2 protein-coding genes are annotated in these 26,500 nt (G+C 71.8%); both read left to right on the top strand.

Features of this window, described 5'->3' with window-relative positions:
- Positions 1-25,233 carry a lonely Cys domain-containing protein gene (locus ACFYZQ_RS06450; protein ID WP_389142287.1) on the top strand — a complete coding sequence of 8,411 codons (25,233 nt, stop codon included), beginning with the start codon at positions 1-3 and terminating at the stop codon, positions 25,231-25,233.
- Positions 25,203-26,489 (top strand): hypothetical protein, encoded by a 1,287-nt coding sequence (locus tag ACFYZQ_RS06445; protein WP_389142285.1) that lies wholly within the window; start codon positions 25,203-25,205, stop codon positions 26,487-26,489. The genes ACFYZQ_RS06450 and ACFYZQ_RS06445 overlap by 31 nt, the downstream gene beginning before the upstream one ends.
- Positions 26,490-26,500 lie beyond the last annotated feature (11 nt).

Here is a 26,500-nt window from a genome sequence, read left to right as displayed (position 1 = left end):
GTGGCCATCACCGTCAAGGGCTTTTTGGCCGTTCTCATCTTCGCGCTGACCGGGGAGCACTTCCTCGAGGCCAACGAGGACGTGGCATACGACAAGAGCCTGCGTATCGACGAACTGAAGACCGGCGTCAGCACCCTCAAGGGGCTGGCGAAGAACTCGATCGAGACGATCGGCGCGGGATTCCCGCCGGGCGTCGCCGAACAGTTCATCAAGGCGATCAACGAAGTACTGCCCTACCTCGACGAGTTCGAGGCGGACCTGGAGAAGTCACGGCAGGGTCAGCTCCAGATCTCCATGCAGATCAGGGAGGCGAAGTGGAACATCATCGCCGAACTGATCCGGCTCGCCGCGGAACTGGCCATACTCAGCGCACTGTCCTTCTTCACCGGCGGCCTCAGCGCGACCCACGCGGCCGTCGCCAAGATGATCTCCAGGATCCGCATCCTGACGATCATGCTCGAACTGCTCAACCGCACCAAGCTCATCCCAAGTCTGACGGAGGCCGCGGAAGAGGCGTTCATGACGCTGGCGGTGCGGCTGGCGATGATGACCGTCGCCCCGCAGGGGCAGCGCCCCAAGAACATCGACTGGAAAGAAATCGGGATCAGCGCTCTGTTCGGCGCGGGCGTCGGACTCTTCCAGCCGATCCTGTCGAAGGCCTTCAACAATGTCGCGAACAACATCGTCAAGAACCGGAAAGACCCGTTTACTCAACTGGGCAACAAGTTCAACACGAAGATCGACCCGCCGAAGAAGAAGAACGGGGGTGGCGGTGTCACCAACCACTACAACGACGCCCCTGAGCCCCACACCACGCCGAACACGAACAAGCAGACGCACCATCAGAACACCGGGCAGAAAATCGCCCACCAGGTAGCGGAGTTCAACGCCGACGGTCTGTCCGAGTTCCTCGTGGAACCGTTCATCAACGGAATCTTCTACGGCAACTGGACCCCCAACTGGCAGACGTATCTCGGATCCGGACTGAGTGAGCGCGTCGAGGCAGGCCTGCACCACCTCACCACCGGTGGCGCCGAAGCGCTCCGCGACAAACTGAACCTGACTTCACAGAACCTGACCGCTACCCCCAACAGCGTCAATGCCCTCGCCCCACAGGGCGGCGGCACGAACACGGCGGGCGAAGACGGTCAGCGGTCCGATGGCGGCCGGGAGACCGGCCAGGACGGCACGTCCTCCCGCGAAACGGAGACCCAGGACACCACCAGATCCAGCCCGGTCACGTCCGGTCCTCTCACCTCGAGCCCTCTCACCTCAAGCCGCCTCACCTCGAGCACCCTCACGCCGTCGGCGACCACTCCTGAACCGACGCGGCAGGCCCCACCCGCGCCGCCCCCGCCACCGGCCGGTACGGAGTCCGACACGCCCTCACGGACCACCGGGACGGACCAGGCCACGACGCCGCATGCCACGGGCCCGGACCCGGACCCGGCCCGTACGACTCCCCCGCCGGACACCCCGGAGACATCGGGCCGGCCGGCGAACACCTCCAACGCCCCGGCCCCGGTGTCGACGCCGGACACCGGGCGGGCCACGCCGGGTCCCACGGGTCCAAAACCCCCCGGCTCCACGCCCACACCCACGCCGACGCCGACGCCCACGCAGACCCAGACTCAAGCGCCCTCACAGACGCCGGACGACCTGAGGACGGACGGCCCGAAGGCGCCGGCTCCCGTGCCGACCGGCTCGGCGGAGGCAGTAGGAGGCCCCGCGCCAACCACCGTGCCACCGGCCGCCGTTCCCACGCACACCCCAGACACCCCCCCGCCCCCCGGAACCGTCAACGGCAGCCACGACGCGCCCGACTCGAACGGGCAGGGCGCGCCGGATCCGGCGCCCCACCCTCGTACGACGGAGAGCGGCCCCGACCGGCCGGTCACGGCCCCTCCAGCCCTTCGGCGTACGGACACCGGGACCACGGACGACTCCGCCATCGACCTCGACACCCACTCCCACTCCGCGCCGCAGCCCGGGTCCCACGAAGTCAGGCTCGACGACCAGGACAGCAGCTACGACAGCGACACCAGTTACGACAGCGAGGGCAGTCACGACAGCGAGAGCAGTCACGACAGCGGTTACGACAGCGATCCGTCGGAACCCACCAGGAACCCGCACGACGACACCACGCCCGTCGTGCACGACGTCCCCCAGCGGCAGTGGATCGCACGCCATGTCACCCCCGATGACCTTCCCGACCTGTCCGGACTCCGCCTCGACGGCAGCGTGGACACGGCCGGCCTGGCCGCCGCCGGCATCGCGCTCAGCCCCGAGCAGCAGGCCCAGGCACTGCTGGGCGGCGGCCGACTGCCTCTGAGCGGCAGCGGCTTGACCCCGGCCGACCAGGTGAAGGCGCTGATGCTGCGCCCCGGACCGTGGCCGCAGGCACTCGACGTCACCGCCGCCAACGCGACCCGGCGGATCTGGCAGGAGGCGTACACCGACTTCGCGCAGTCCGTGCCCGACAGCGCCAAGGACGCCGCCCCCCGCGCCTGGGACTCCGCCACCGCCCTGGTCCTGCCGTCGAGCCCCGACCACACACCTGGGGACCCGAAACACACCCAGGATGCCTACCGGGACGCCGTACGCCAGGTCGCCGACCTCCTGGTGACCGGTGACAGCCAGGCGCAGGCCGCCGCACTGGCGGACCGCCTCCGCCAGGACCTCGGCCTGCCACCCCGCCCCCAGAGCGAAGGTGCCGGGACCACGACCGCGCCGCGCCCCCTCCGCACCACCTCACTGGCACCCTTCACCACGTCGGCGACGCCCCCCACGCCCTTTCCGACCTCGTCCGAGTCCGCGTCCGGGACGGATCCCACGTCCTCCTCCCCGCCCTCGGGCCCGGCCGGGTCTCCCGGCCCGGCGTCCCCCCGCCGCGCCGTCTACTCCGCACCGTCCGGTGACGAGCCGAAGCCCGATGGCGTCGTCGAAGACCCGGACGAAGTGATGGCTGACGCGAGCGAGGACTCCGAGCCGGTCAGACAACCGGTACGTCTCCCGACTCCCGTCACGGTGCCGCCGGGCAGGCCCCGTCGCGGCTCCCGGCGCGGCCCCCGGCGGGACCCCAACGAGATCGACGACGAACAGCGGCGGCAGATCGCCGAGTTGGCGGACCAGATCGTCGCGGCGGGCCTGCGGGATCTGCGGGCGGGACTGAGAATCCCGCAGATGACGATCACCGCGTACGGCACCGGGCGGCGGGCCGCGGCCGCTCGAGCCCAGACGATCGGCCTGCGGCGGGCGCGCCTCGTAACGGGCCTGCTCCGCGCCGAGATCCAGCGCCGACTGGACCTCGCCCCCGAAGCCGTACACATGGTCCAGAACGTACGCGGCCACAGCATCACCGCCGAGGACTTCCCGATCACCGTACGCGGCGAGACGCGTGACGTCTCCGCCGCCGCGGCCGCGCGGCCGGGCGACTTCTTCCTCTCATGGTCGGCACGACAGCAGATGACGATCACGGTCGACCGCTCACCCCACTCGGCGGCCGTCGAACGACTCGCACAGCTCTTCCCGGAGGAGTTCGGTACCGACCCGCGGAACTTCGATCCGGACTGGGTCGCCCTGACGTTGCGCCCCGGGCCGGACCAACCCCCGGCCTCGCCCACCGACTCCGTGTCCAGCACGGACAGCCGCCCTGACACATCCGACGACGCGGACTCCACGGCAGCCGCATCGTCCTTCACGGTCGATGATCCGCAGGGCGACCTCCGAGAGTTGTACGAACTGATGACCGAGGCCATGGCTGCCGGCCGGGCGACCAGCGTCCCGGCGCTGACCGCCCATCACCTCGGCAGACAGGGCCTGCTGTCCGACGCCACCCGTGTCACCGCCCCCGACGGAGCACCCCTGGGCCGCAACTGGACGGGCCGACCGGTCCACGACATCGACACCTCCGCCCACTACACAGTCGACGGCATCCGGGAAACGCGTGACGTACCGCAGTGGGCCAAGGGGCCCACGCCGACCCGACCGTACGTCGTCGGAACCGCCGGCGGTGACCACTCCCAGGTGGAACTGAGCCTGTCCGACGGCCGGACATGGACGGTGTCCGAGGACGTCTTCGCCGAACTACTGGCGGCGGACCCCGACCTCGCGGCCGCCGCTCCCGACGTCCCGGTGGTGCTGGCATCGCCGAAGGCGGGCGACATGGGACTGGACCTGCCCCGCAAGGCCGCCTTCCGGTCAGGAAGGACGGTGTGGTCACACACCGGCACCGCGAGACTGGCGTTCCACCCCGGCACCGGCCGGGACCGCGTCGAGGTGTTCGACGAACGGGGCCACACGTCGAAGAAGGTGGGAACCTGGGTCGACAGCCGACCGGACGATCTGGGAGTCGGCCCGGACACGGACACGGCGCCCAACGGCTACGGCCGGATCCGGACGATCGGTGGGGAGGAGATCCCCGACCGCCTCATCAAGACCGTCACCCTGACCAACGCCGGGCGGCCCACCGGCCGCGCGTTCCTCTCGGATCCCGACCAGAAGGAGTTGGAGCACGTCCACGATGCGCTGGACCGGTTGACGCACTGGTACAGCGTCGACCCGGTGACCGTGCAACTGGAGGGCACCTCCATATCCGTGCCGTGGAAGGGCCGGAAGGTCTACTACGTCTATGTGCACGGGCTTCCTGGCCGCTCGGAGATGGTGACGCACCCGGATCAGCGCAAGGTGATGGTGAAGGGCCTTGAGACAGGCCGTCTGCTGACCCGGCGTCGGAGTCTGCGGGGGCTCGACAAGGACGTGCCCATCGTGCTCATCTCGTGCTGGGGGGACGCGGAGGCCGACCCGTCCTTCCACGGCGGCCCGGCGAGCCCCTCCCCGTTCGTACCCGATCCGCTGGCGGTCCTGTACGCGTCCGTGGCCGAGGACATCGCCACCTTGACGGGCCGCGATGTCTACGCCCCCAACCGGATGCACGCCACCTGGGACGCTGACACACAGGGCATCGTAGGCACCCCCGACGGCAGCGCCCGGGTCACCTGGGACAAGGTGAAGCCCCGCCCCACGGAGGAGCAACTCGACGACCTGGCGGAGGCGGCGGGTCTGCGGACCGGGCGCGACCTCGCCCCGGAGGCGGTCCGGCCGACAGCGATGCGGCTGGTACGCGCTCTGCGCAAGACGTTCGGCCCGGACGTCGAGGACGACAAGGACGACCCGACCGGCACCTACCGGACACTGCTTCGGGACATCGTCGCACTGGAGAAACTGCGGCGCGCGGACCCGAACCTGCAGGGCACCGGCGAGTTCACCCTGGACCTCCTCCACCGGGCCACCCGCGCCCACCTGGGGCAGTCACACACCCCCGGGACCCGACCGCCGCGGCTGCTGCAGTCGGACGTCCGCACGTTCCTGGCAGCCGCCTACTCCAGGCTGGACTCCGACCCCGGGGCCGTCCTGTCGGACCTCGTGTCCCTGCCGACCCTGGACCGCGCCCGGCACCTGCTCGCCCAGCACAGCGATCCCGACGCCCTGACCCGTGACGTGATGGGCCTCGACCCGTCGGACCCCATCACCCCGGCCGACCGCCAGAACCTGCTGTGGACGACCGTCAAGGCCGTCGAAGCCGTGGACAACCACCCCGACGCCGACACGCTGACGACCAAGGTGCTGCACCTGCGCGACGGCGAGAACCCGCGGGATCCGGACCGCCAGGCCGACCTGCTGTGGACGGTGGCAGCCGCGGCGGCCGTCGGTCGTGACACCTACGACCCCACCGCCCTCGCCGCCCACCACCTCCAACGCAACGGAGCACTGGACCGCGCCACCGAACTCCTCGCCACCGACGGCAGGCCGGTCGGACGCAACTGGACAGGAAAACCCGTCCCCGGCGGCGTGGAACCGCGCCGGTACTGGGTCGGCCACCAGGGTGGTACCAGCTACACCCCGTACCCCGGGCACTGGGTCAGGAAAGACGCCAAACATCACGGGGGTTACTTCCTCGCCATGAACCCGGCCGCCGTCCCGGACCGGATGGACATGCCCTGGCCGGACGGCAGCACCCGCCAGGTGCCCTATGACGAGATCGGCCAACTGCTCGTCCACGACCGGCATCTGTCGGTGAAGATGCCCAACCAGGTCGACCTGGTGCCCGTGGGACTCGAGCCCCGCGCGCTGGGGCCCGCCAGGGCACTCGGCGAGAGAATCGCCACCGGCAGGACCGTGCACGTGTCCGAGTACCCCCTGGCCCTCGGCCACCACGCGTGGACGAACACGGCCCGTCTGGCGATGGTCACTCCGCCGAACGTCGACGGGCCCAGCTGGATACCCGTCGTTCCCCCTCCGTCGACGACACCGACTCTCGTGCCCCCCGGCGGCGCTCCCATGGTCACGACCTCCGCCGAAAGCGCCGAGGCGCCCACCACAGCCTCCGGCACGCCATCCCTCCACCCCACGCGGACCTCTGGGGGCTTGCCGCCGCGCCGTACCCTCGCGCCCCCGCCGGCAACCCCCCGCGTCATGCACTCCTCCGCGCCCGAGGACGAGCGGGAGCCCGATGACGTCGTCGAGGATCAGGATGCCGCGATCGATGACGCGGGTGACCTGGCCGACGATTCGGACGAGGTGATGGCTGACGCGGGCGCGGAGTCTCCGCCGGTACGGCAACCGGTGCGCCCGCCGACTTCCGCGACGGCCCCGCCGGGCAGGTCCCGTCGCGCCCCCCGGCGCGGGCCCCGGCACGTCCCCCAGGAGATCGACGACGAACAGCGGCGGCAGATCGCCGAGTCGGCGGAGCAGATCGTGGCGGCGGGCCTGCGGGATCTCCGGGCGGGACTGAGAATCCCCCACGTGACGATCACCGCGTACGGCACCGGGCGGCTGGCCGCGGCCGAGCGTGCCCAGACGATCGGCCTGCGGCGGGCGCGCCACGTGGAGGGCCTGCTCCGCGCCGGGATCCAGCGCCGGCTGGACCTCGCCCCCGAAGCCGTACACCTGGCTCTGAACGTACGCGGCCGTGACATCAGCGCCGCGGACTTCCCGATCGCCGTCCTCAGCGAGACCCGTGACGCCTCTGCCGCCGGGACCGGGCGGCGGGGCACCTTCTTCTTCCCATGGTCGGCACGACAGCAGTTGACGATCACGGTCGCGCGCTCACCCCTTTCGGCGGCCGTCGACCGGCTCGAACAACTCTTTCCGTCCGAGTTCGGTACCGACCCGAGCACCTTCGACCCGGACCGGATCGCCTCGCAGTTCGGCCTCGGACCCGACCAGGACCCGGTCTCACCCACCGACTCCCTGTCCAGCCAGGGCAGTTACCCGGATGAATCCGACGACGAGGACACCGCGGCAACCTCGTCGCCCTTCGCGGTCGATGATCCGCCGAGCGGCCGACGGGAACTGTACGAACTGGTGGCCGATGCCATGGCTGCCGGGCGGGCGGCCAGCTTCCCGGCGCTGGTCGCCCACTACCTGGTCAGGCAGGGCCTGCTGTCCGACGCCACCCGCGTCACCGCCCCCGACGGAACGTCCGTGGCCCGCAACTGGACGGGCCGGTCGGTCGGCGACATCGACACCTCCGGCCACTACGAGACCAAGGGCGACCAGGCAAAGCACGAAACACCGCAGTGGGCCCAGGGGCCCGCGCCGACCCGCCCGTACGTCGTCGGAACCGCCGGCGGTGACCACACCCGGATTGTGCTGGGCCTGCCCACTGGCAGGACATGGACGGTGTCCGAGGACGTCCTCGCCCACCTGCTGGCCGCGGACCCCGACCTCGCGGCCGTCGCTCCCGACGTGCCGGTGGTGCTGGCATCGCCGAAGGCCGGCGACATGGGACTGGACCTGCCCCGCAAGGCCGCCTTCCGGACAGGGAGGACGGTGTGGGCACACACCGGCAGTGCGAAGCTGACGTTCCACCCCGACACCGGCCGGGACCGCATCCAGGTGCCCGACGAGCGGGACTCCAAGTCGATCCCCGTGGGGACCTGGATCGACAGCAGACCGCACGATCTCGGAGCCGACCCGGACCCGGATCTGGCATCCGACGACTCGGGCCGGGTCCGGACCGTCGACGGGAAGTACCTTCGCGACCGCGACATCAAGACCGTCACCCTCACCATCGGCGGGCGGCCCACCGGCCGCGCGATCTTCACGGACGCCTACGAGATGGACGCCGAGGCCACTCACCGGGCGATGGAGCGGCTCACGCACTGGCACGTCGTCGACCCCGTCACCAACGAGATAGGCCCCCCCATACCCGTGCCGTGGAAGGACCGCGAGGTCTACTTCCTCGACTTGCACGGGGCACCGGGCCACTTGGAGTTCGTGGAGCACCCGAGTCAGGAGACGGTGACGGTCGACGGCGTTCAGACCGCCGGCTACCTCACCCGGCGTCGGAGCGTGGAGCGGCTCGACAAGGACGTGCCCATCGTCCTCTTCTCGTGCTGGGGGGACGTGCAACCCGGAGGGTCCGGGGCGGACTTCGATGCCCATTGGGCGGCCCCCGCCCCGTTCGTGCCCGACCCGCTGGCTGACGTGTCGACGTCGCAGGGCATCTCCACCCGTACACGGCGCGACGTCTACGCCCCCACCCGGGTGCTGACCGTCTGGGACGACTACACCATCGGTCTCGAGGACACCCCCGACGGCACCCTGGTCGCCTGGACCAAGTCGACGCCCGAACCCACGGACGAGGAGCTGGACGACCTGGCGGAGGCGGCGGGTCTGCGGGCCGGGCCCCACCTCGCGCCGGAAGCGGTCCGGCCCACGACGCTGCGGCTGGTACGCGCACTGCGCAGGACGTTCGGCCCGGACATCGAGGCCGACAAGCACGACCCGACCGGAACCTACCAAGGACTGCTGCGGGACATCGTCGCCCTGGAGAAACTGCGCCGCGCGGACCCGAACCTGCACGGCACCGGCGCATTCACCCTGGACCTGCTCCACCGGGCCACCCGCGCCCATCTGGGCCAGCTCCACACCCCCGGAACCCGGCCCCCGCGGCTGCTCCCGTCCGACGTCCGCACCTTCCTCAACGCCGCCTCCACCAGACTGGACTCCGAGCCCGGAGCCGTCCTGTCGGATCTCGTGTCCCTGCCGACCGTCGACCGCGCCCGGCACCTGCTCGCCCAGCACGCCGATCCCGACGCCCTCGCCCGTGATGTCCTGGGCCTGGACCCGTCGGACCTCATCACCCCGGCCGACCGCCAGAACCTGCTGTGGGCCACCGTCAAGGCCGTCGAGGGCGTCGAGAACCACCCCGACAGCGACACGCTGACGACCAAGGTGCTGCACCTGCGCGACGGCGAGAACCCGCAGGACGCGGACCGCCAGGCCGACCTGCTCTGGACGGCGGCAGCCGCGGCGGCCGTCGGCCGTGACACCCACGACCCCACCGCCCTCGCCGCCCACCACCTCGAGCGCAACGGAGCACTGGGCCCTGCCTCCATGCTCCGCGCCACGGACGGCACCCCGGTCGGACGCAACTGGACGCGACAGCCCGTCCCAGGACCGGTGGTGGCGGACAGGTACCGGGTCACCACCCCGGACGGCGCCAACTCCCCGTCGTTCCGGGCGCCTTGGCACCAGCGTGACGCCAAGCCGGACGACCACCCGGGGAGCTACTTCCTCGTCATGGACCCGGCCTCCGCCCAGGGCATGATCGACATGCCCTGGGCGGACGGCGGCACCCGCCAGGTGCCGTATGACGAGATCGGCCAACTGCTCAGACACGACCCGGAACTGGCGCCCTTCGGACTTCTCGACGTCGGTTTCGTGCCCGTGGGGCTCGCCGCGGGCGACCTGCCGCTCGCTCAGGCAATCTCCGCGAGGACCGCCACCGGCAGGGCCGTGCACATGCCTGAGTATCCCCTCAGGTTCGTCCACGATCCATCGAAGCGCTGCGCCCGCCTGGAGGTGACCTGCCCGCAGCCCGCCGGAGCGACGTACTGGACACAGGTCAGCCCTCCTGCACGGCCGCGACCTGGCTCCACGCCGGCCCAGCGGCCCAGCGACGTCAGGGTGGTCACGTCCTCCGCCGAGCCCGCCAAGGCGCGCACCACACCCACCGACGCGCCGCCCCTCCGCCCCGTGAGGTCCCTCGAGGACAGGCCGCGGCACCGCAACTCGCCCACACTCCTGACGGCGAGACCTCACATCCTGTACTCCTCCCCGTCGGATGACGAGCGGGAGCCCGAGACCGTCGGCGAGGGCACATCAGGTCGCGACAGCGGCTCTGCCGCCGGGGAGGGCCCTCGCACGGCGTTCCAGAACGCGATGACGGAGGAGACCTCCGCACCCGCCGTGCGCTCCGGGCCGGACGCGCATCCCCTCTCTCCGCCGCACACCGGCGTGGGCGTCGTCGGGGGTCAGGATGTCGTGACCGATGATCCGGGCGACCTGGCCGACGCGCGGGACGACGATCCGGGGAGCGAGGCGAGCGGGGAGCGTGCACCGGACGGTGAACCGGTACCCGTCCGGACCGCCGTGGCGCTGCCGCCGGCCAGCTTCCCCGTGCGCTTCGGGCACCGCGCCCGCGAGGTCGACGACGGCGAGCGGCGGCGGATCGCCGAGTTGGCGGAGCAGATCGTGCAGGCGGGCCTGCGGGATCTGCGGGCGGGGCTGAGGATCCCGCGGGTGACGGTCACCGGATACGGCAACGGACCGCGCTTCGCGATCGGCGACGGCGCGGTCGAGCACGCCCGGGAGACCGGAATGCGGCGGGCAAAGCACGTGGCCGACCTGCTCCGTGCCGAGATCCAGCGCCGACTGGACCTGGACGAGGAGGCCGTGCGACTCGTACAGAGCGTACGCGACCGTGGCGTCAAGGCCGAGGACTTCCCGATCACGGTGCTCAGCGGCGGTCGTGACCTCCCGGCCGCCGGGGCCGGTTGGTGGCAGACCATGTTCGCCCGCCCGACAAGGCGGCAGGCCGTGCTCACGGTCGACCGCTCACCCCTGTCGACGGCCGTCGACCGGCTCGCACAGCTGCTTCCGTCCGAGTTCGGTACCGATCCGAGGTACTTCAACCCGGACTGGGTCGCCCGGAGGCTGCGGCCCCGGCCCGACCGGGACCCGGCCCCGGCCTCGCCCACCCGCGGCCCGTCCGCACCGCAAAGCGACCGGATGGCCCCCGGCGGCGCGGGCGTGCCCTCCTTGGTGGTCGATGATCTGCCGGCCTCCTTGCGTGAGTCGTACGAGACAGTGGCCGAGGCGATCGCTGCCGGGCGGGCGGCCAGCGTCCCGGCCCTGGTCGCCCACTACCTGGCGGGGCAGGGCCTGCTGTCCGACGCGACCCGCGTCACCGCCCCCGACGGAACGTCCGTGGGCCGCAACTGGACGGGCCGGCCGGTCCAGGACATCGACACTTCCTCGCACTACGTGGTCAAGGGCAGTCAGGTAACCCTTCGCACGCCGCAGTGGGCACAGAGGTCCGCGTCACCCCGCCCGTACGTCGTCGGGACCGCGGGCGGTGACCACTCCCAGGCCGACCTGGCCCTGCCCGACGGCCGGATGTGGACGGTGTCCGAGGACGTCTTCGCCGAACTGCTGGCACTCGACTCCGACCTGGCGGCCGTGGACCCCGATGTTCGGGTGGTGCTGGCCTGGCCCAAGGCCGGCGACATGGGCCTTGACCTGCCCCGCAAGGCTGCAAACCGGGCAGGCAGGACGGTATGGGCACACACCGGCGGCGCGCAGCTGAAGTTCCACTCCGGCACCGGCCAGGACCGCATCGTGGTGCCCGACGAGCGGGACTCCAGGTCGATCCCACTGGGAACCTGGGTCGAGAGCCCGCCAGACGCTCTCGGAACCGGCCCGCACACCAACGCGGTCCCCGACTCCGGCCGCGTCCGGACGACCGACGGGGAGGAGATCCCCGACCGGAACGTAAAAAGCGTCACCCTCACCAACGACGGGCGGCCCACGGGCCGCGCGATCTTCACGGACCGCGACCAGATGTGGCGCGAGGCCACCTTCCGATCGATGGAACGGTTGACGCAGTGGTACAAAGGCGACCCCGTGACCGGCCGGCCGGAAGGCCCCCCCATACCTGTGGGGTGGAAAGGCCGGAAGGTCTACGTCCTCTTCCTGCACGGGTCGCCGGGAAGCTCCCGCATGGTGGAGTACCCGAGTGGGCGCAAGGTAGGGACCAAGGGCACTGAGACCGGCCGCTACCTCACCCGGCGTCCGAGCGTGGAACAGCTCGACGAGGACGTGCCCATCGTGCTCATCTCGTGCTGGGGGGACGCGGAGGGCAAACTGTCCTTCCACGGCGGCACAAGGAGCCCCGACCCGTTCGTCCTCGATCCGCTGGCGACCGCGTCCGTGTCCGAGGACATCGCCACCGAGACACGCCGCATCGTCTGGGCCCCCAGCCGGGTGGCCACCGTCTGGGACGACTACACACACGGCGTGTACGGGACACCCGACGGCACTGGCCGGGTCGCCTGGGACAAGACGAAGCCCCGGCCCACCGAGGAGGAACTCGACGCCCTGGCGGAGGCGGCAGGTCTGCGGGCCGGGCCCGATCTCGCCCCGGAGGAGATCCGCCCGACGACGCTGCGGCTGGTACGTGCGCTGCGCATGACGTTCGGCGCGGATGTCGAGGACGACAAGGACGACCCGGCCGGCACCTACCAAGGGCTGCTGCGGGGCATCGTCGCGCTGGAGAAACTGCGGCGCGCGGACCAGAACCTGCACGGCACGGGCGAGTTCACCCTGGACCTGCTGCACCGGGCCACCCGCGCCCACCTGGGCCAGTCCCACACCCCGGGGACCCGGCCGCCGCAGTTGCTCCGCTCCGATGTCCGCGCCTTGCTGAACGCCGTCTCGGCAAAGCTGGACTCCGACCCCCGGGCCGTCCTGTCGGACCTCGTCGCTCTGCCGACTGTGGACCGGGCCCGGGAACTGATCGCCCAGCACGCCGATCCGGACGCCCTGGCCCGTGACGTCCTGGGCATCGACCTGTCGGACCCCATCACCCCGGCCGTCCGCCAGAACCTGCTGTGGGCGACCGTCAGGGCCATCGAGAGCATCGAGAACCACCCGGACGCCGACGTACTGACGACCAAGGTGCTGCACCTGCGCGACGGCGAGGACCCGCGGGACGCGCACCGCCAGGCCGAACTGCTGTGGACGGCGGCAGCCGCAGCGGCCGCCGGCCGCGACACCTACAACCCCACCGCCCTCGCCGCCCACCACCTCGAGCGCAACGGAGCACTGGACCCCGCCACCGGACTCCTCGCCACCGACGGCTTCCCGGTCGGACGCAACTGGTCGGGACAACCCGTCCAGGGCGGGGTGATACCCAACAAGTACTGGGTCGTCGACGGCGGTACCGTTTCCCCGCCCTACCGTGCGCGTTGGTACCAGCGCGACGCCGAGCCCGACGACCACCCGGGGGGCTACTTCCTGGTCATGAACCCGTCCTCCGCCCCGGGCAGCATGGACATGCCCTGGCCGGACGGCGGCACCCGCCAGGTGCCCTACGAGGAGATCGGCCAACTGCTGATCCACGACCCGAAGCTGGCGCCGTACGACTACGTCGACCTGGTGCCCGTGGGCCTCGGGACCGGCGCGCTGACGCCCGCTCAGGCACTCGCCGACAGGACCGCCACCGGCAGGTACGTGCACGTGGCTGAGTACCCCCTCCGCCTCGTCCACGATCCGTCGACGAACGAGTCCCGCCTGGAGATGAACCGTCCGCAGTCCGCCGGGACACCCAGTTGGACACGGATCAAGCCTCCTGCGCCCACGCCGGCAGGCACCGCCGAGGCGGGCACCGCGCCCACCGGCGCACCGCCCCTCCGCCACATGCGGGCGCCCGCGAGCAGGCCGCCGCGCCGCACGGGCCGTACGTCCCGGCCGGCAAGATTTCCGTTCCGTCCCGACGCGCTGCCGCCGATCCCCGAGGACACCGCGCTCCTCGTCCCACCCGACTGGACTCCGGCCTCGGGTTCCGCCGGGACCTGGTCCAACTCTGCTCTCACCGCGTCCGCCTCCGCTCCGGCCGTGTCCAACTGGGGCCTGACCTCATCCGGCTCCGCTCCGGCCACGTCCAGCACGGCCGCCACCTCCGGCACAGCCCCCACCACGTCCGGCACGGCCGCCACCTCCGGCACAGCCCCCACCCCGCCCACCACCCCCCGCCCCGTGTGGATCGGCCAGGACCTCGACGAACGGCGCCCGCCCCGGCTCGACAGCGACCTGCCTCCCCCGCAGGAGCCCGGCGGAGAGGTGCCGTTCTCCGACGGGACGCGGCTGCCGGTGTACATGGGCCGGATCGGTTCCGTGCTGCGGAAACTGTCCCACGGGGTGGTGCAGCGTTCCTTCACGTTCGGGCAGAGCGACCGGGCCCTGCGGGACGTCGACCAGGTGGTGGCCGAGCTCGACGCCCGCCTCGGGACGTCCGGCAACAGGCCGAAGCGCGGCCGTGCGCAGGAGCCCGAACTGCTCTCGGAGGTACGGCGCAGGCTCATGCGGAAGCCGCAGGGCTTCTTCGGGGACGGGCAGCGCTTCCCCTACACCACGGCTGACGGAAAGCACCGGGTGCTGCACGTCACCACCCGGCCCTACGGGCACTGGGAGCGGTTCGCGTTCGGGTACGCGAACCCGGTCAAGATCGACGCGATGCAGCGGTTCACCACCACCAACGGACGGACCGGCGTGCACAGCACCTCCGGCGCGCTCGTGACGTCGGTGCCGCTCGGCCCGGCCAAGGGCCCGGTGAAGCCCTTCGGCCGGTTCTGGCTCCGCTACGCGCGGCGCAAGCGCCTCGATTACCCGATGCAGAACCAGACGATGAGCCAGATCGAGACCCGCACCACGGACGGCTCGCACGCGCACCTGGACGACGTCCGGTACGACTTCAGGGTCACCGACGCAAAGGGCCGCCCGGTCGACCGGACCGGCAAGACCATTCCACCGTGGGCCACCTCCCGCGATCCGTTCTCCTTCGGTTTCGCCATGCGCCACGGTCTGTACGTACGGCTGCCCGACAGCCTCACCCAGCCGCAGCCGGCGACTGCCCGCCAGGACTTCCCGGACACCTTCGCCTTCGGCCCGCAGTCCGGCTACCGGGCGGTCAGCACCGAGGGGTACGGTCCCGTGGCGCACATCCGGGACTGGGCCGTCAAGCAGGCGGGCGTCGCCCCGGACGGCATCGCCGGCACCCAGCTGGGCGACTTCTTCTCCACCGAGGGCTTCCACCGGATGAGCCGGGTGCTGAACGCCGGGCAGGTCACCACACCGCCCCTGTTCCGCGACAGTTCGGCCCGGCACCCGATCGGCGTGTTCTCGGTTCGGGTGCGGTCCGTGGAAGCGCACCTCATCGACGCGACAAAGGCGGCGGAACTGCGCGACATCACGCAGTCCACCGTCCGCAACGAGCGGATCCTGGGGAAGGGGCGGAGCACCGATGTCGGTGGCATGATAGGCCCCTCGTTCCAGTGGGCGGGGCTGAGCGCGGGCAAGCTGGACGTGCGGTTCCTGGCCGGACTGCTCAACGTGCGCTACGGCTCCTCGCGGAGCCGTTCCGTCGCCACCGGCGGGTCGGGCGGCATCAAGTCGGCCGCCCAGGCCAAGGGCGACCCCACCGGCCTGTACCTGGTCCACAAGACCGTCACGGTCACCGCACCGCCGGGCGGGAAGCCGCCACTGCCGGACCGGCGGCAAGCGGGCCCGGACGGGAAGCCGGGACCGGCCAAGGTGCGCAAGAATCCACCGAAGGAATGGGGTTCGCGGCCACGGACGCGCATGTTCGAGACCTGGAGCGTCGAGCGGCTGACCCGCACCGAGGCCCGGCGGCTCGCCGGCCTCGAGCAGCCCCCTCGTCAGGCCCAGGAGCCGGTGCCACCCCCGTACCTGACGCAGGACGACCCGGCCACCCTCGGCATGAGCCGCGTCGAGGAGTTCACCTTCGACGACGGCAACCACACAAGAACCATCGACGGCCGGGAACGCACCTTCCTGGAACACTTCGCCGACCAGGTGCTCAAGGCCACCGCCAAGGCCTATCCGGGCCTGGTCGCCCCCCTCGACCAGCTCGATCCCGACGACCCGCGCTGGCGCAACGCCGACCACTTCCAGACGGTGCTGAACAACACCCTGGAGGTGCTGGGCGCCCTCTCGCACCACAGTCAGGCCGGGACCCTGGAAACGATGGTGAAAACCGGGCTGCCCATCACGCTGGTCGACTCCGGCCGCTTCGGACGCGCCATCCGCTACGTGCGGATCAGGGCCGCGCTGACCGGGCGGCGGTACGAGGGCACGCAGCAGGACGAGCGGTTGCGCTTCAGCGCGCCCGGCACCGAGAGCCTAGGCGCCGCCCAGGGCGGAGGTCGCAGCACCGACATCGGCGCCGAGTTCCAGCTCTCCCTGCGGTCCAGCGCGACGAACGACGTCGGCGGCCCCATGAAGGCGGGCACGGGCTCGGTGGGCGCCCGGTACGGTCGGCGCACGGACACCGAGAGCGGCCACGGCGCCGCGGCGACGCACGAGGCGATGTCGATCGGCACGAAGGGCTCCCACCTCTACAGCTACGACATCACGCTGACGGCGGAACGCGGCGGCTACTGGCGGCTGCGCGGGCTGCTGCGCGGCATCCTCACTCTCAACCTGCTCAGTCTCCAGCCGTTCGTGTTCTCCGAGCCGGAGACGACCCTGATCGGCACGGACCCGTCCGGCCGCCCGGCGCCCGGCGGCGACGCCCTGACGGGCCGGGTGCTGCTGAGCATCCCGGTCGAACACGCGCCCACGACCGTCCCGCATGGTCCCCCCCACCCCCGGCACGGCGCCGTGCTGCGCGCCACCGCACGGAACGCCCGGGATCTGGCGCTGCGCACCCGTGCCCTGTTCCGCCAGGCGGCGGACCACCGGCCGACGGAACTCGAACGGCACCCCCACCTCACCCTCACGGTCGTCTCCCACCCGGGGATCACGCAGGCCGCGGAGGAGGCGCTGGACGAGGCGTCCGGAGGGTCCTGGCACGTCACTCAGCAGGGCGCGCCGGCGCACGACTCCGCCCTGCGGGCCTTCCAGAGCCAGTATCTGACCGCCAACTTCGACCAGACGTCGGCGCCCATGGGCTGGCGGGCGTCCGGCCTGTGGGCCAAGGGCCCCTACACCAACCGCACCACGACGCTGGCCCACCGCACCCGGATCCCTCCGGAGACGCTTGTCGCGCTGACCGGTGCGGTGCCGGTGGACACCGAGACCACGGTCGGCGGCGCCGGCCAGGCGGTCGGGCGCACCACCCGGACGAGCACGGTGTTCGTGGGCGGCCAGGCGGTCTACCTGCACTCGCACGAGACCCGGCCGGGTGTCACCGGCAACTACGGTGTGGTGGCGAGTCCGTACCGGCTCGACCGTTCGCGTGTCCGCACCGTCATCAGGGCCGCGGTCGCGGAGATCAACCGCAAGGACATGGGCCGGCAGGTCCAGGTGCGCGGTGACGTGAACCACGAGATCGCCGCGGCGTCCAGCTCGGTCGGCCGCCGGGCGACCGGACGGCGGTGGATCCCCGGGTGGCTGGCGGGCGCGGCGGGGCGACGAGTGCTGGTCGAAGGCGGCTGGGTCGGGCACGTCCCGGAGAAGGACGCCCACCGACTGGGCCTGTTGAACGACGGTCATGGTGATGTACCCATGTACACCGGCCGGTCGTGGTCGCCCCAGCCCTGGCTGCTGGACAACCCGTTCGGCAGCTTTCCGGTCAACTCGCTCAACACCGCGGGAGTACTGGCCGACTTCGACCGGAAGCTGCGGTCCGTGGGCCTGTCCTCCGCCGACCGGGACACCGTGCACCGGCTGGTGACCGGCCGGGTCGCGCGGGCCCTGGGCAAGGAGATGGTGGGTGCCGGTGCCTCGACGGCGGGAAGGATGGGCCGCTGGGGATCGCAGACCGTCGGGGTGTGGGTCGGCGACCGGCTGGTGCGCACGCGGGCCGAGCTGATCCCCGTGAAGGTGCCGCGCACCGGCGGTGCGCCCGCGGACACCGGCTTCACCGGCCTCGGGCACAGTGTCGAACTGGAGGAGCACCGGCAGGGCTCCGAGACGGTACTGGACGGCCGCAGCCGGGCCTCGGGTGCCACGGTGGGTCTCAGCGTCACCGAGGGCGTGCACACCACCGACCGGACCGCCGACCTCGTACGGATGGCCGGGCCCACGTTCTCACAGGTCGGGTCGACCCAGCAGACCACGGGACAGAACACCGTCGACGGCGGTGTGCGGATCGCCACCGCCACCACCACCCAGGCGCACGGCGAGTACGTGACGCGTTATCGCCTCCGACTGACCGCGGAGATCGTCGGCGGACCCGAGCGGAGGACCGACCACCCCACGTCCGGGGCCGGCGAGCACTCCGGCGACCCGTCCGCGCGGCTGAAGCGGTGGGCGGGCAGGCAGTGGAAGCGGCTGATCGGGCACCCCGTGAGGCGGATCACCGTCGAGGGCGACGTCGGCGAGCAGGTCGAGCACTTCCCGCTCAGCCTCATGCGCCCCGACCCGCCGGCCGGCGTGGACGAGTCGAACGACCCGCTGGCCCCGCCGCGGCTGGACGACCCCGGTGAGCCCCACCGGGTCCCGGTGCCCGCCTCCCTGGGGGCCGGGGGCTGGCATGACGTGCGCCATCCGCGCGACGGCTCCGTCAAGCCGTTCGCCCTGCCCGAGGACGGCTTCAAGGTCCGCCGGATCACGGGTCTGAGCAACCTCCACGCGGCCAACGCCCTCGCGCTCGGCTCCGCGTACGACGCCTCCGTCTCCGTTCCGGAGACCGGCACCCTCGACGAGGACGTGCTGGCGCGTGCCATGGACACCCCGCTGACACGCCCCGGCACGGGTCCCGCGCAGAACCTGGAGGACGGCACGACCAACGGCGCGCTCACCGCCTTCTACGGCGACACCCTCACAGCGGGCGGCTATCCGGTGCCCGGTCTGGACGACACCGGCTTCTTCGGCGGCGCCCAGGGCGAGCTCAGCCTGTACTCCCGGCCCGACCTCGGCGCCGCCCGGCTGCTGGCGGTCACCGACGGGATGAAGCACGAGGCCCCCAAGCGGGACCTCCAGGGCGGCGGCATGTCCACGTCCCGGGTCGCCGCGACCGAGATGTCCCTGGGCGGCGGCCCCGTCGTGTCCGCGCAGCAGACCGGCACCAACCAGATCGCCGGCGCCCCCGGCGACTCGACCACCGATTCCGAGGCCCTGGCGGCCTCGGGGGACCGGCTGACGTCCGTCAACGTCAAACCGAACACGACCCGGTCGTTCCTGTTCGCCATCCCCACCACCTGGCTGAGCATCGCGGGCGTGCACCACCATGTGAAGGACAGCCGGGTCGGCCAGGCGGTGCGCGGTACGTTCGGCCACGCCGGCCGGGGCCCGCAGGCCATGGAAACGCAGACCACGGTCCTGGCCTGGGTCCGCGAGGACGTGGCCCGCGACCTGGGACTGATCGAGGACACCGGCTTCCCGCCGAAGGTCGCCAAGGCGTGGGACGCGGTCACCAAGGCGGACAAGGAGTGGACGGCGGCCGACAAGGAGTACTGGAACCTGCGCCGCGACGGCAGGGCCAGGCGCCAGGCCGACCTCGACGAGGCGGAGCGCGCTCTGGCGCAGCTCACCGCGCGCGACCCGGACACCGTGCCCGGGGTGGCCGCCGCACGCGCCGCCCTCGACCGTCTCGACCAGGACGAACCGGCCCACGACGGCTGGGCGGACGTCCAGGACGGTCAGCGGCAGGCGGCCGAGGACCGGCTCGCGAGGGAACTGAGCGCCGCGGCCGACGAGGTGGCCGCCGCCCGGACCGCCCGGGACGCCGCCCAGGCCAAACTGGACGGCCTGGCGCGGGATGTGGCGGACCTGCGGACCAGGGCGGAGGCCCTCGCCGAGGAGTACGCCCGGGTGCGTACGGCAGCCGACCGGCTCACCCGCTGGCACCAGCTCAACGCGTCCCGTGAGGGCCGCACACAGCTCGCCGGTACCCCGGAACCGGACGAGGTCGTCTTCACCCCGCCGCCCGCCCCGCCGAAGAACGCGCCGGACGGGAAGAAAGGCGACGGGAAGAAGGCGGACGACGGCAAGAAGACCGGCAGTTCGGCGACGGCGGCCGGCAGCGGCACGCCGGGCACCGAACCCCGTCCGGCGTACGGCAACCCGCCGTGGGTGCCCGGCGCCGCCCCGGACCCCGCCCTGCGCCGCTTCGACACCGCCGCTGACCACCGCACCCTCACCGCCACGGACCCCGACGGGCAGAGCTACGTCTATGACCTGCACCCCGCCCCCGGCGAACGCGGCGGCAACGGCTTCTACGCCGCCGTCCAGCTGGCGAGGGGCCGCCGCCACGACCAGGACGGCGTCGACCAGGTGGCCGGCCTGGTCGCCCAGAGCTCCCGACTGCCCGCCGATGCGGCGCTCGACCCCCAGGCGGTGTTCCACACCTGGGAACTGGACAGCAGGCTCGGGGACGACTTCCGTAAGGACGGCGGGCTGCACAGCGACATCACGGCAGCCGGCGGCCTGCTGCCCGACTCCGTCCGGGCCGGGCTCACCCCCGCACAGCGCGAGAGCCTGGTAAGGCTGAACCTGCGCAAGGGCCGTCGCTGGGACGCGGCGACGGGCGACCTGGCCGCCTCCCTCACCGCCCGGGCCCTCGACGTCGACATCACCGTCGTCGCCGAGGACGGCTCCTACGGGTACTTCCCTGGTGCCGGCCCGGGCACCACGGGCCCGCTGCCGCAGGTGACCCTCTACCGGCGCGGCGGCGACTACTTCGCCGCCCTTCCCCGCACGGGCGCCCCGGCGCCCGCGCCACCGGTACCGCCCTCCGCCTCCGGGACCGCCCCAGGCGGTTCGCAGGCCCAGGCCGCCACTGCTTCCGGCACCGGAACGCCCGTACCGCCCAACACGACGAACACCGCAACCCCGCCGCCGAAACGGGCGTCCGTCCCGCCGCCGAAGAACCAGGCGCCCCCGCTTCCGCCGAGCACCGGGCGCGAGGTCACCGCCGACGGCCGGCGTTTCGCAGTGCACCCGGTAAGGCCCGACGGGAACTGCCTGCCCAACGCGTTGCTGACCAGCATCAGAGCCCAGTATCGCGGCTCGCGCGTGCCAGCCATGGACGTGCGGCAGCTGCGTGATCACGCCGCGGACTGGTACATGAACTCCGCGGACGCCGCCGCCGCCCGCACCGTGCACTCCACACAGAATCCCCTGGAAGAGCTCGTTCGTACCGAGTTCCGGGACCTCGACAGCCTGCTGCGGTTGCTGGGCCGCAATACGCCTCCGGAGCTCAACGCCCGCCAGCAGGCAGAGATCACCGAACAACTGGAGGATGCCAGCCGCCGCGCCGAACTGCGGGCCCTGGCCACGGGCAGGGACCGCGGACTGCTGGCCGACCTCCCGCGCAGCGCCGTACGAGCGCTCGTGCCCACTCCGCGGCACGTCGACCCGACACTCGACCCGACGAAGGACTCGCCGGAGAAGCGACGCCTCGAGGCACAGGCTCAGGCCGCTGCCCTGCGCGACGAGGTGGTGCGGCTGCTGGACGCGCCGGAGAACGATGCGCAGGCGGACGAACTGTGGCAGCGGATCCTCGCGAGCCTGCCGTTCCGGGTCCGTCCTGACGGCATGGCGCAGGACCGCACGCAGTTCCGGGCCGCGGGATACCAGGGGGTGGTCGTCGACTCGCTCCGCTCGGCGTCGATGTGGCAAACGCCGTTCTACGACGATGTGCCCCTGGTCCTCGCCGGCGCGCTCAACATCGACCTGGTGCTCGTCCAACCGGACGGTGAGGGCGGCTCCACCACCCAGCACCTGAATCCGGGCGCGAGCGGCCCCACCGTGTACGTCTACTACAACGGCCACAACCACTACGACACGCTGTCCCCGCTCGGCCCGGCCACCCCGGCCGCCACCGGCGATCCGACGGCGCAACCGGGACGGTCGTCCAGGAAAACGAAGAAGACACCGAAAGCCCGTCAGCCGGAGCAACAGACGCGGGCCCGGCTCGCGGACTTCGCCCGACACCACGGGACGAGCGACGCCTACGCCCAGCGGCTGGCCGCCGAACTGTCGGAGGCAGCCTTGGCCCGGCTGCGGGCCCTGGGCAGCGAGCGGACCGCAGCGGGGCCTTCCACGGCTTCCTTTTGGACGCTGGCCGGCGGGAGCCACAGTGGCAACCCTGCGCCGTTGACCGACCCCACGCCGTTGACCGACCCCACGCCGTTGACCGACCCCACGCCGTTGACCGACCCCACGCCGTTGGCCGACCCCGCGCCGGCGGCCCCCACGTCGAGCGCCCTCGCTCCCTCCCCCGCCTCCGTGCCCGGCAGCGGGGCCGGCGGTGTCCGGGCGGTGCGGCCGCCCTCCCGGTCCGGGGCGGGCCGGCACACGTCGCGTTCCCGGGTCGGCTTCGATCGGCGTGTCCAGGACATCGGTCCGGCCCAGCTCCGTGAGATCGAGAAACTGGCCGAGGAGACGGTCACCGCGGGCCTGCGCGACATGGCGGCCGGTCTGCCTGCCTCCCGGATCACGGTCACCGGCTACGGCAACGGCTCCCGACTCCGGTTCTGGGACCGTCACACCGCCGGTTGGCGGCGCGCCGAAGCCGTGGCAGCCACGCTGCGTGAGGAGATCGCAGTCCAACTCCAGGTCCACCATCGTCTCGTGCAGGCCGTCGCGGCCTCGCGGGGGTGGGACGAGGTCACGTCCGGCGCCTTCAAGGTCGACACGGTGGACGGGGGCCGCGTACTCGGCGCCGACGCGCGGTTCGACGGGGTGAGCGGACGGGAAGCACGCCAGCAGGCCGTCGTCCGAGTCGAACGGTCGGACCTGGCACCGGTCGTCGACCGGCTCAACGAGCTGGACCCGCGGCATTTCGGCCCCCAGATGAGCATCCTGGAGACCGCCGCAGCCGTCCTCCACACCGACGACCTCGGCAACGCTGACGGCGCCGACTCCGGTTCGCAAAGCCAGCCCCCGCCTCGCTACGACGTCGAGGAGGTACCGGACTGGCTGCGGCAGCTGTTCAACCTGACGGCCGAGGCGATGGCGGCCGGACGGGCGACGAGTGTGGCGGCGCTGGGCGCCTTCCACCTGCGCAAGCAGGGCCTGCTGTCGGACGCCACCCGTCTCACCGCCCCGGACGGCACCGCGCAGGGCCGCAACTGGACGGGCGAACCGGTCCAGGACCTGGACCCCTCGACGTACGACGAGGCGGACGAACTGGGAAACACCAATTCCGTCCCGTCGCGGTGGGCCGATTCCCCGGGGGCGCCTCGTCCGTACGTCGTCGCTCCACAGAACGGCGACCACGAGACAGTCGTGCTGTCCCTCCCTGCCGACACGAGGCGGTGGCGGGTCCCGACCGACCAACTCGCCGAACTGCTGGCGATGGACGAGGATCTGACGGCCCACGACGAGGACGTCCCGGTGGTGCTCGCGTCACCGAATGCCGGTGACGCGGGGCTGAACCTGCCACGCAAGGTCGCGGCCCGCGTCGGCCACGCTGTGTGGGCGCACTCCGGCAACGCCCGTGTGACGACGAACCTGGACACCGGCCGGTACCGCATCACAGCGGAGCGCCCGGTGCTGCTCCCCAAGGCGCCGGGAGAATGGATCATCAGCGAACCCGGCGATCTGGGGCCTGATCCGGAGGAGCCGGCCGACGACATCATGCTGGTGGCGATCGACGGCTCGCGCTTCTCCAGCAGCCAGGTCAGGACCGTCACCCTGACCGACGAGGGAAGGCCCATCGGCCGTGGGACGTTCGGCGATGCGGATCTGCTCAAAAGGTGGCCGTACTTCCGTTCCTTGGGCAGCATCACGGAGTTCGTCCTGTTCGATCCGGTCCGAAATGAGTTCCATGGGACAGCCAAGCCGGTGCCGTGGAAGGGCGTGAAGTGGAAGGGCAAGAGACCCTACTTCGGCCAATGGCACGGGCAGCCCGGCACATCAGCGGTGGTGCCGACCGAGGGGGAAACCCGTGAAATCGACGCTCCGCAGACCGGTCGCCTGCTGGGAAGCCGCCCGAGCGTACGGCGACTGGACCGGGACCAGCCGATCGTCCTCATCGCCTGCTGGCTGGGAGCGGCGCGCGGCCGCAAGGGCCGTACCCGCCCGAACCCGGCACTGCCGCCGTTCGTCGCCGATCCCCTTTCCACGTCGGCGATGCCAGTGGGCCAGGGGATCGCCAACGAAACTCGCCGTACCGTCTTCGCCGCCGATGCTCCCGTGGCCAACCGCATCCTCTCAGCCAGCCAGAAACTGGAACTCTCCCTCTTCACTCCCCCTACGGGGGATGAGATCGGCTTCAAGAAGTACACGCCCGAGCCGGCCGGCGAGGAACTCGGCACCGTGATCGACCAGGCCGGTCTGGACGATGTCCCCCTCGGCCAGGTAGAGAGGCGGGAGACAGCTCTGCGGCTGGTACGGGCGCTCCGTCAGACCTTCGGTCCGGACATCGAGGACGACAAGGACGACCCGGCCGGTACCTACCGGCGGCTGCTGCGTGGTATCGGGGCACTGGAAGGCATGCGTCGGCGGGACCGAAACCTGCGGCACACCGGAGAGTTCACGCTCGACCTGCTGGACCGGGTGACACGCGCCCGGATGACGGGGCAGCCCGCTCCAGGAGTTCGGCCCGGACCGCTCGACCCCGACGGTGTGCGCTCCGCTCTGGAGGCGGCGTCGGCGCACGTGGCCGCGGACCCGGACGCCGTACTGTCCGACTTCGTGTCCCTGCCGTCGGTGACCCGGGCCCGCGAACTGCTGACGGCGAACGGAGGCACGGACGCGCGGGTCCGCCGCGTGCTGCAACTGCCCCCCAACACCCGGGTGAAGGCGGAACACCGTCAGGATGCCCTGTGGGCCACGGTCAAAGCCGTCGAGAGCGTGGAGAACGCCCCTGACGCCGATGCCCTGGCGACCAAAGCGCTGCACCTCCAGGACGGCGACGATCCCCGCGACGAGGTGCACCGCAGGGGACTGCTGTGGCTGGCGGCCCAGACGGCCGCAGTCGGCCGTGACCCGTACAACCCCGCCGCACTCGCCGCCGCCGACCTCAAACAACGCGGAGTACTCGGCCCGGAGACCAGGATCATTCAGAACGGAAAGGTGATCGGCCGCAACTTCACAGGGCGGCGGCTGGGCTATCTCATCACGGACTCGTACGTGGCATCCGCGGACGGCAGCGACCAGGGCGAGGAGAGGGCGCCGGCCTGGTCCAAGTCCCACAACTACTTCCTGCTTCCCCCCCTGGCATGCCCGCCGACGAGCTCGCCGAACTCCTGACGCACGACCCGCACCTCGACAGGTTGGACCCCGATGCCCAGGTCGTTCTGCTCGGCGGGGAGGGGTCCACGACGGCGCAGGCCCTCGCCGACCGGAGGGCGACCGCGAGAAACGTGCTGCTGGCCAATTCCGACGTCAACCTGGTGCATGATCCGACCCTGAACGCCGAGACGATCGTCGTGACGGTACCGCCGGAGCGCCCGAACGGGCCCGGAGAGGACTGGTCGCTGGTCAGGCCCGCACCCCTGGGCACCGGAGCAGCCGATACCTCCGGCGACGGAGCGCCCGTCATCACCTCCGGTGCCGGCACGGACACCATCGACGCTCCCTCGGCCCTCGAACCGGGCACGCACGCTCCCGCCGCGGGTCCGGAGCCGCATTCAGCCGACGGCTCGTCCGGCGCTCCCCCCGCTGCGGTCCCGGACACGCCCGGGAACCGAGCGGACGCGCCGGACCCGGCAGACGGTACCGGACCGGCGGACACCGGTTCCACGACGCCGGACGGAACGGCACCGCCATCGGCGGCCACCGCTCGGACCGCCCGCGAAACCGGCCGGCCGAGTCCGGGCCCCGGCGCGGACGCGGCGGCCGCTCCGCCGGACGCGGCCGCGGCTCCGGTGCCCGCGCCCGCGGGCTCTTCGCGCCCTGAGGGCGGCACGGACGACGGCGAGTTCGACCGCCGAGTGCTCGCGGTGAGCGCGGACCGTTTCCTCGGGGCGGTGGCGGCCGTGCTGGAACAAGACGCTCCCGAACTGTCGCCGGGGACCGCCGCGTTGGATGTCTCCGGGCCGGTCACGGCCGACGGACTGCGCGACTGGCTCGACCGGCGACTGTCCGCCGCCTCTGACCCCGCCGGCCCCGACGCCTCGGTCAACGGATTCGAACAGGTTGGGATAACATCCCTGCTCGACCGGGACTACATGGTCACGATCGAAGAACTCACCCGGCTGGGTGCGGACTTGACGGCCTCTCAGCAGGCGCACGCCGTTCTGCAGGGCGGTCGGCTCCAGGTGCGGGAGGCCGGACTGACGCATCCGCAGCAACTCCGTCTGCTGCTGTCGCGGTCCGGTGACGGCGGGAGCGTTCCGTTCATCGAGGCACTGGCCGAGGCGCTGGCGTCCGGGCTGGGGGTGCGGCTGCGGTTGGCCGACTCCTCCGGCAACCGGCTCACGTTCGGTACGGAGCCCAACCCGGTCGTGTCACTTGACGTTCACCGTCTGGAAGTCCTCTCTCAACCGGAAACGGCCCAGAGTTGAAGAGTGTGTGA

The organism is Streptomyces sp. NPDC001843 (genome assembly GCF_042891955.1).
In the GTDB taxonomy this organism is placed as follows: domain Bacteria; phylum Actinomycetota; class Actinomycetes; order Streptomycetales; family Streptomycetaceae; genus Streptomyces.
The sequence above is the reverse complement of the archived record's forward strand: the minus strand, read 5'-3'. Positions and strand labels throughout refer to the sequence as shown.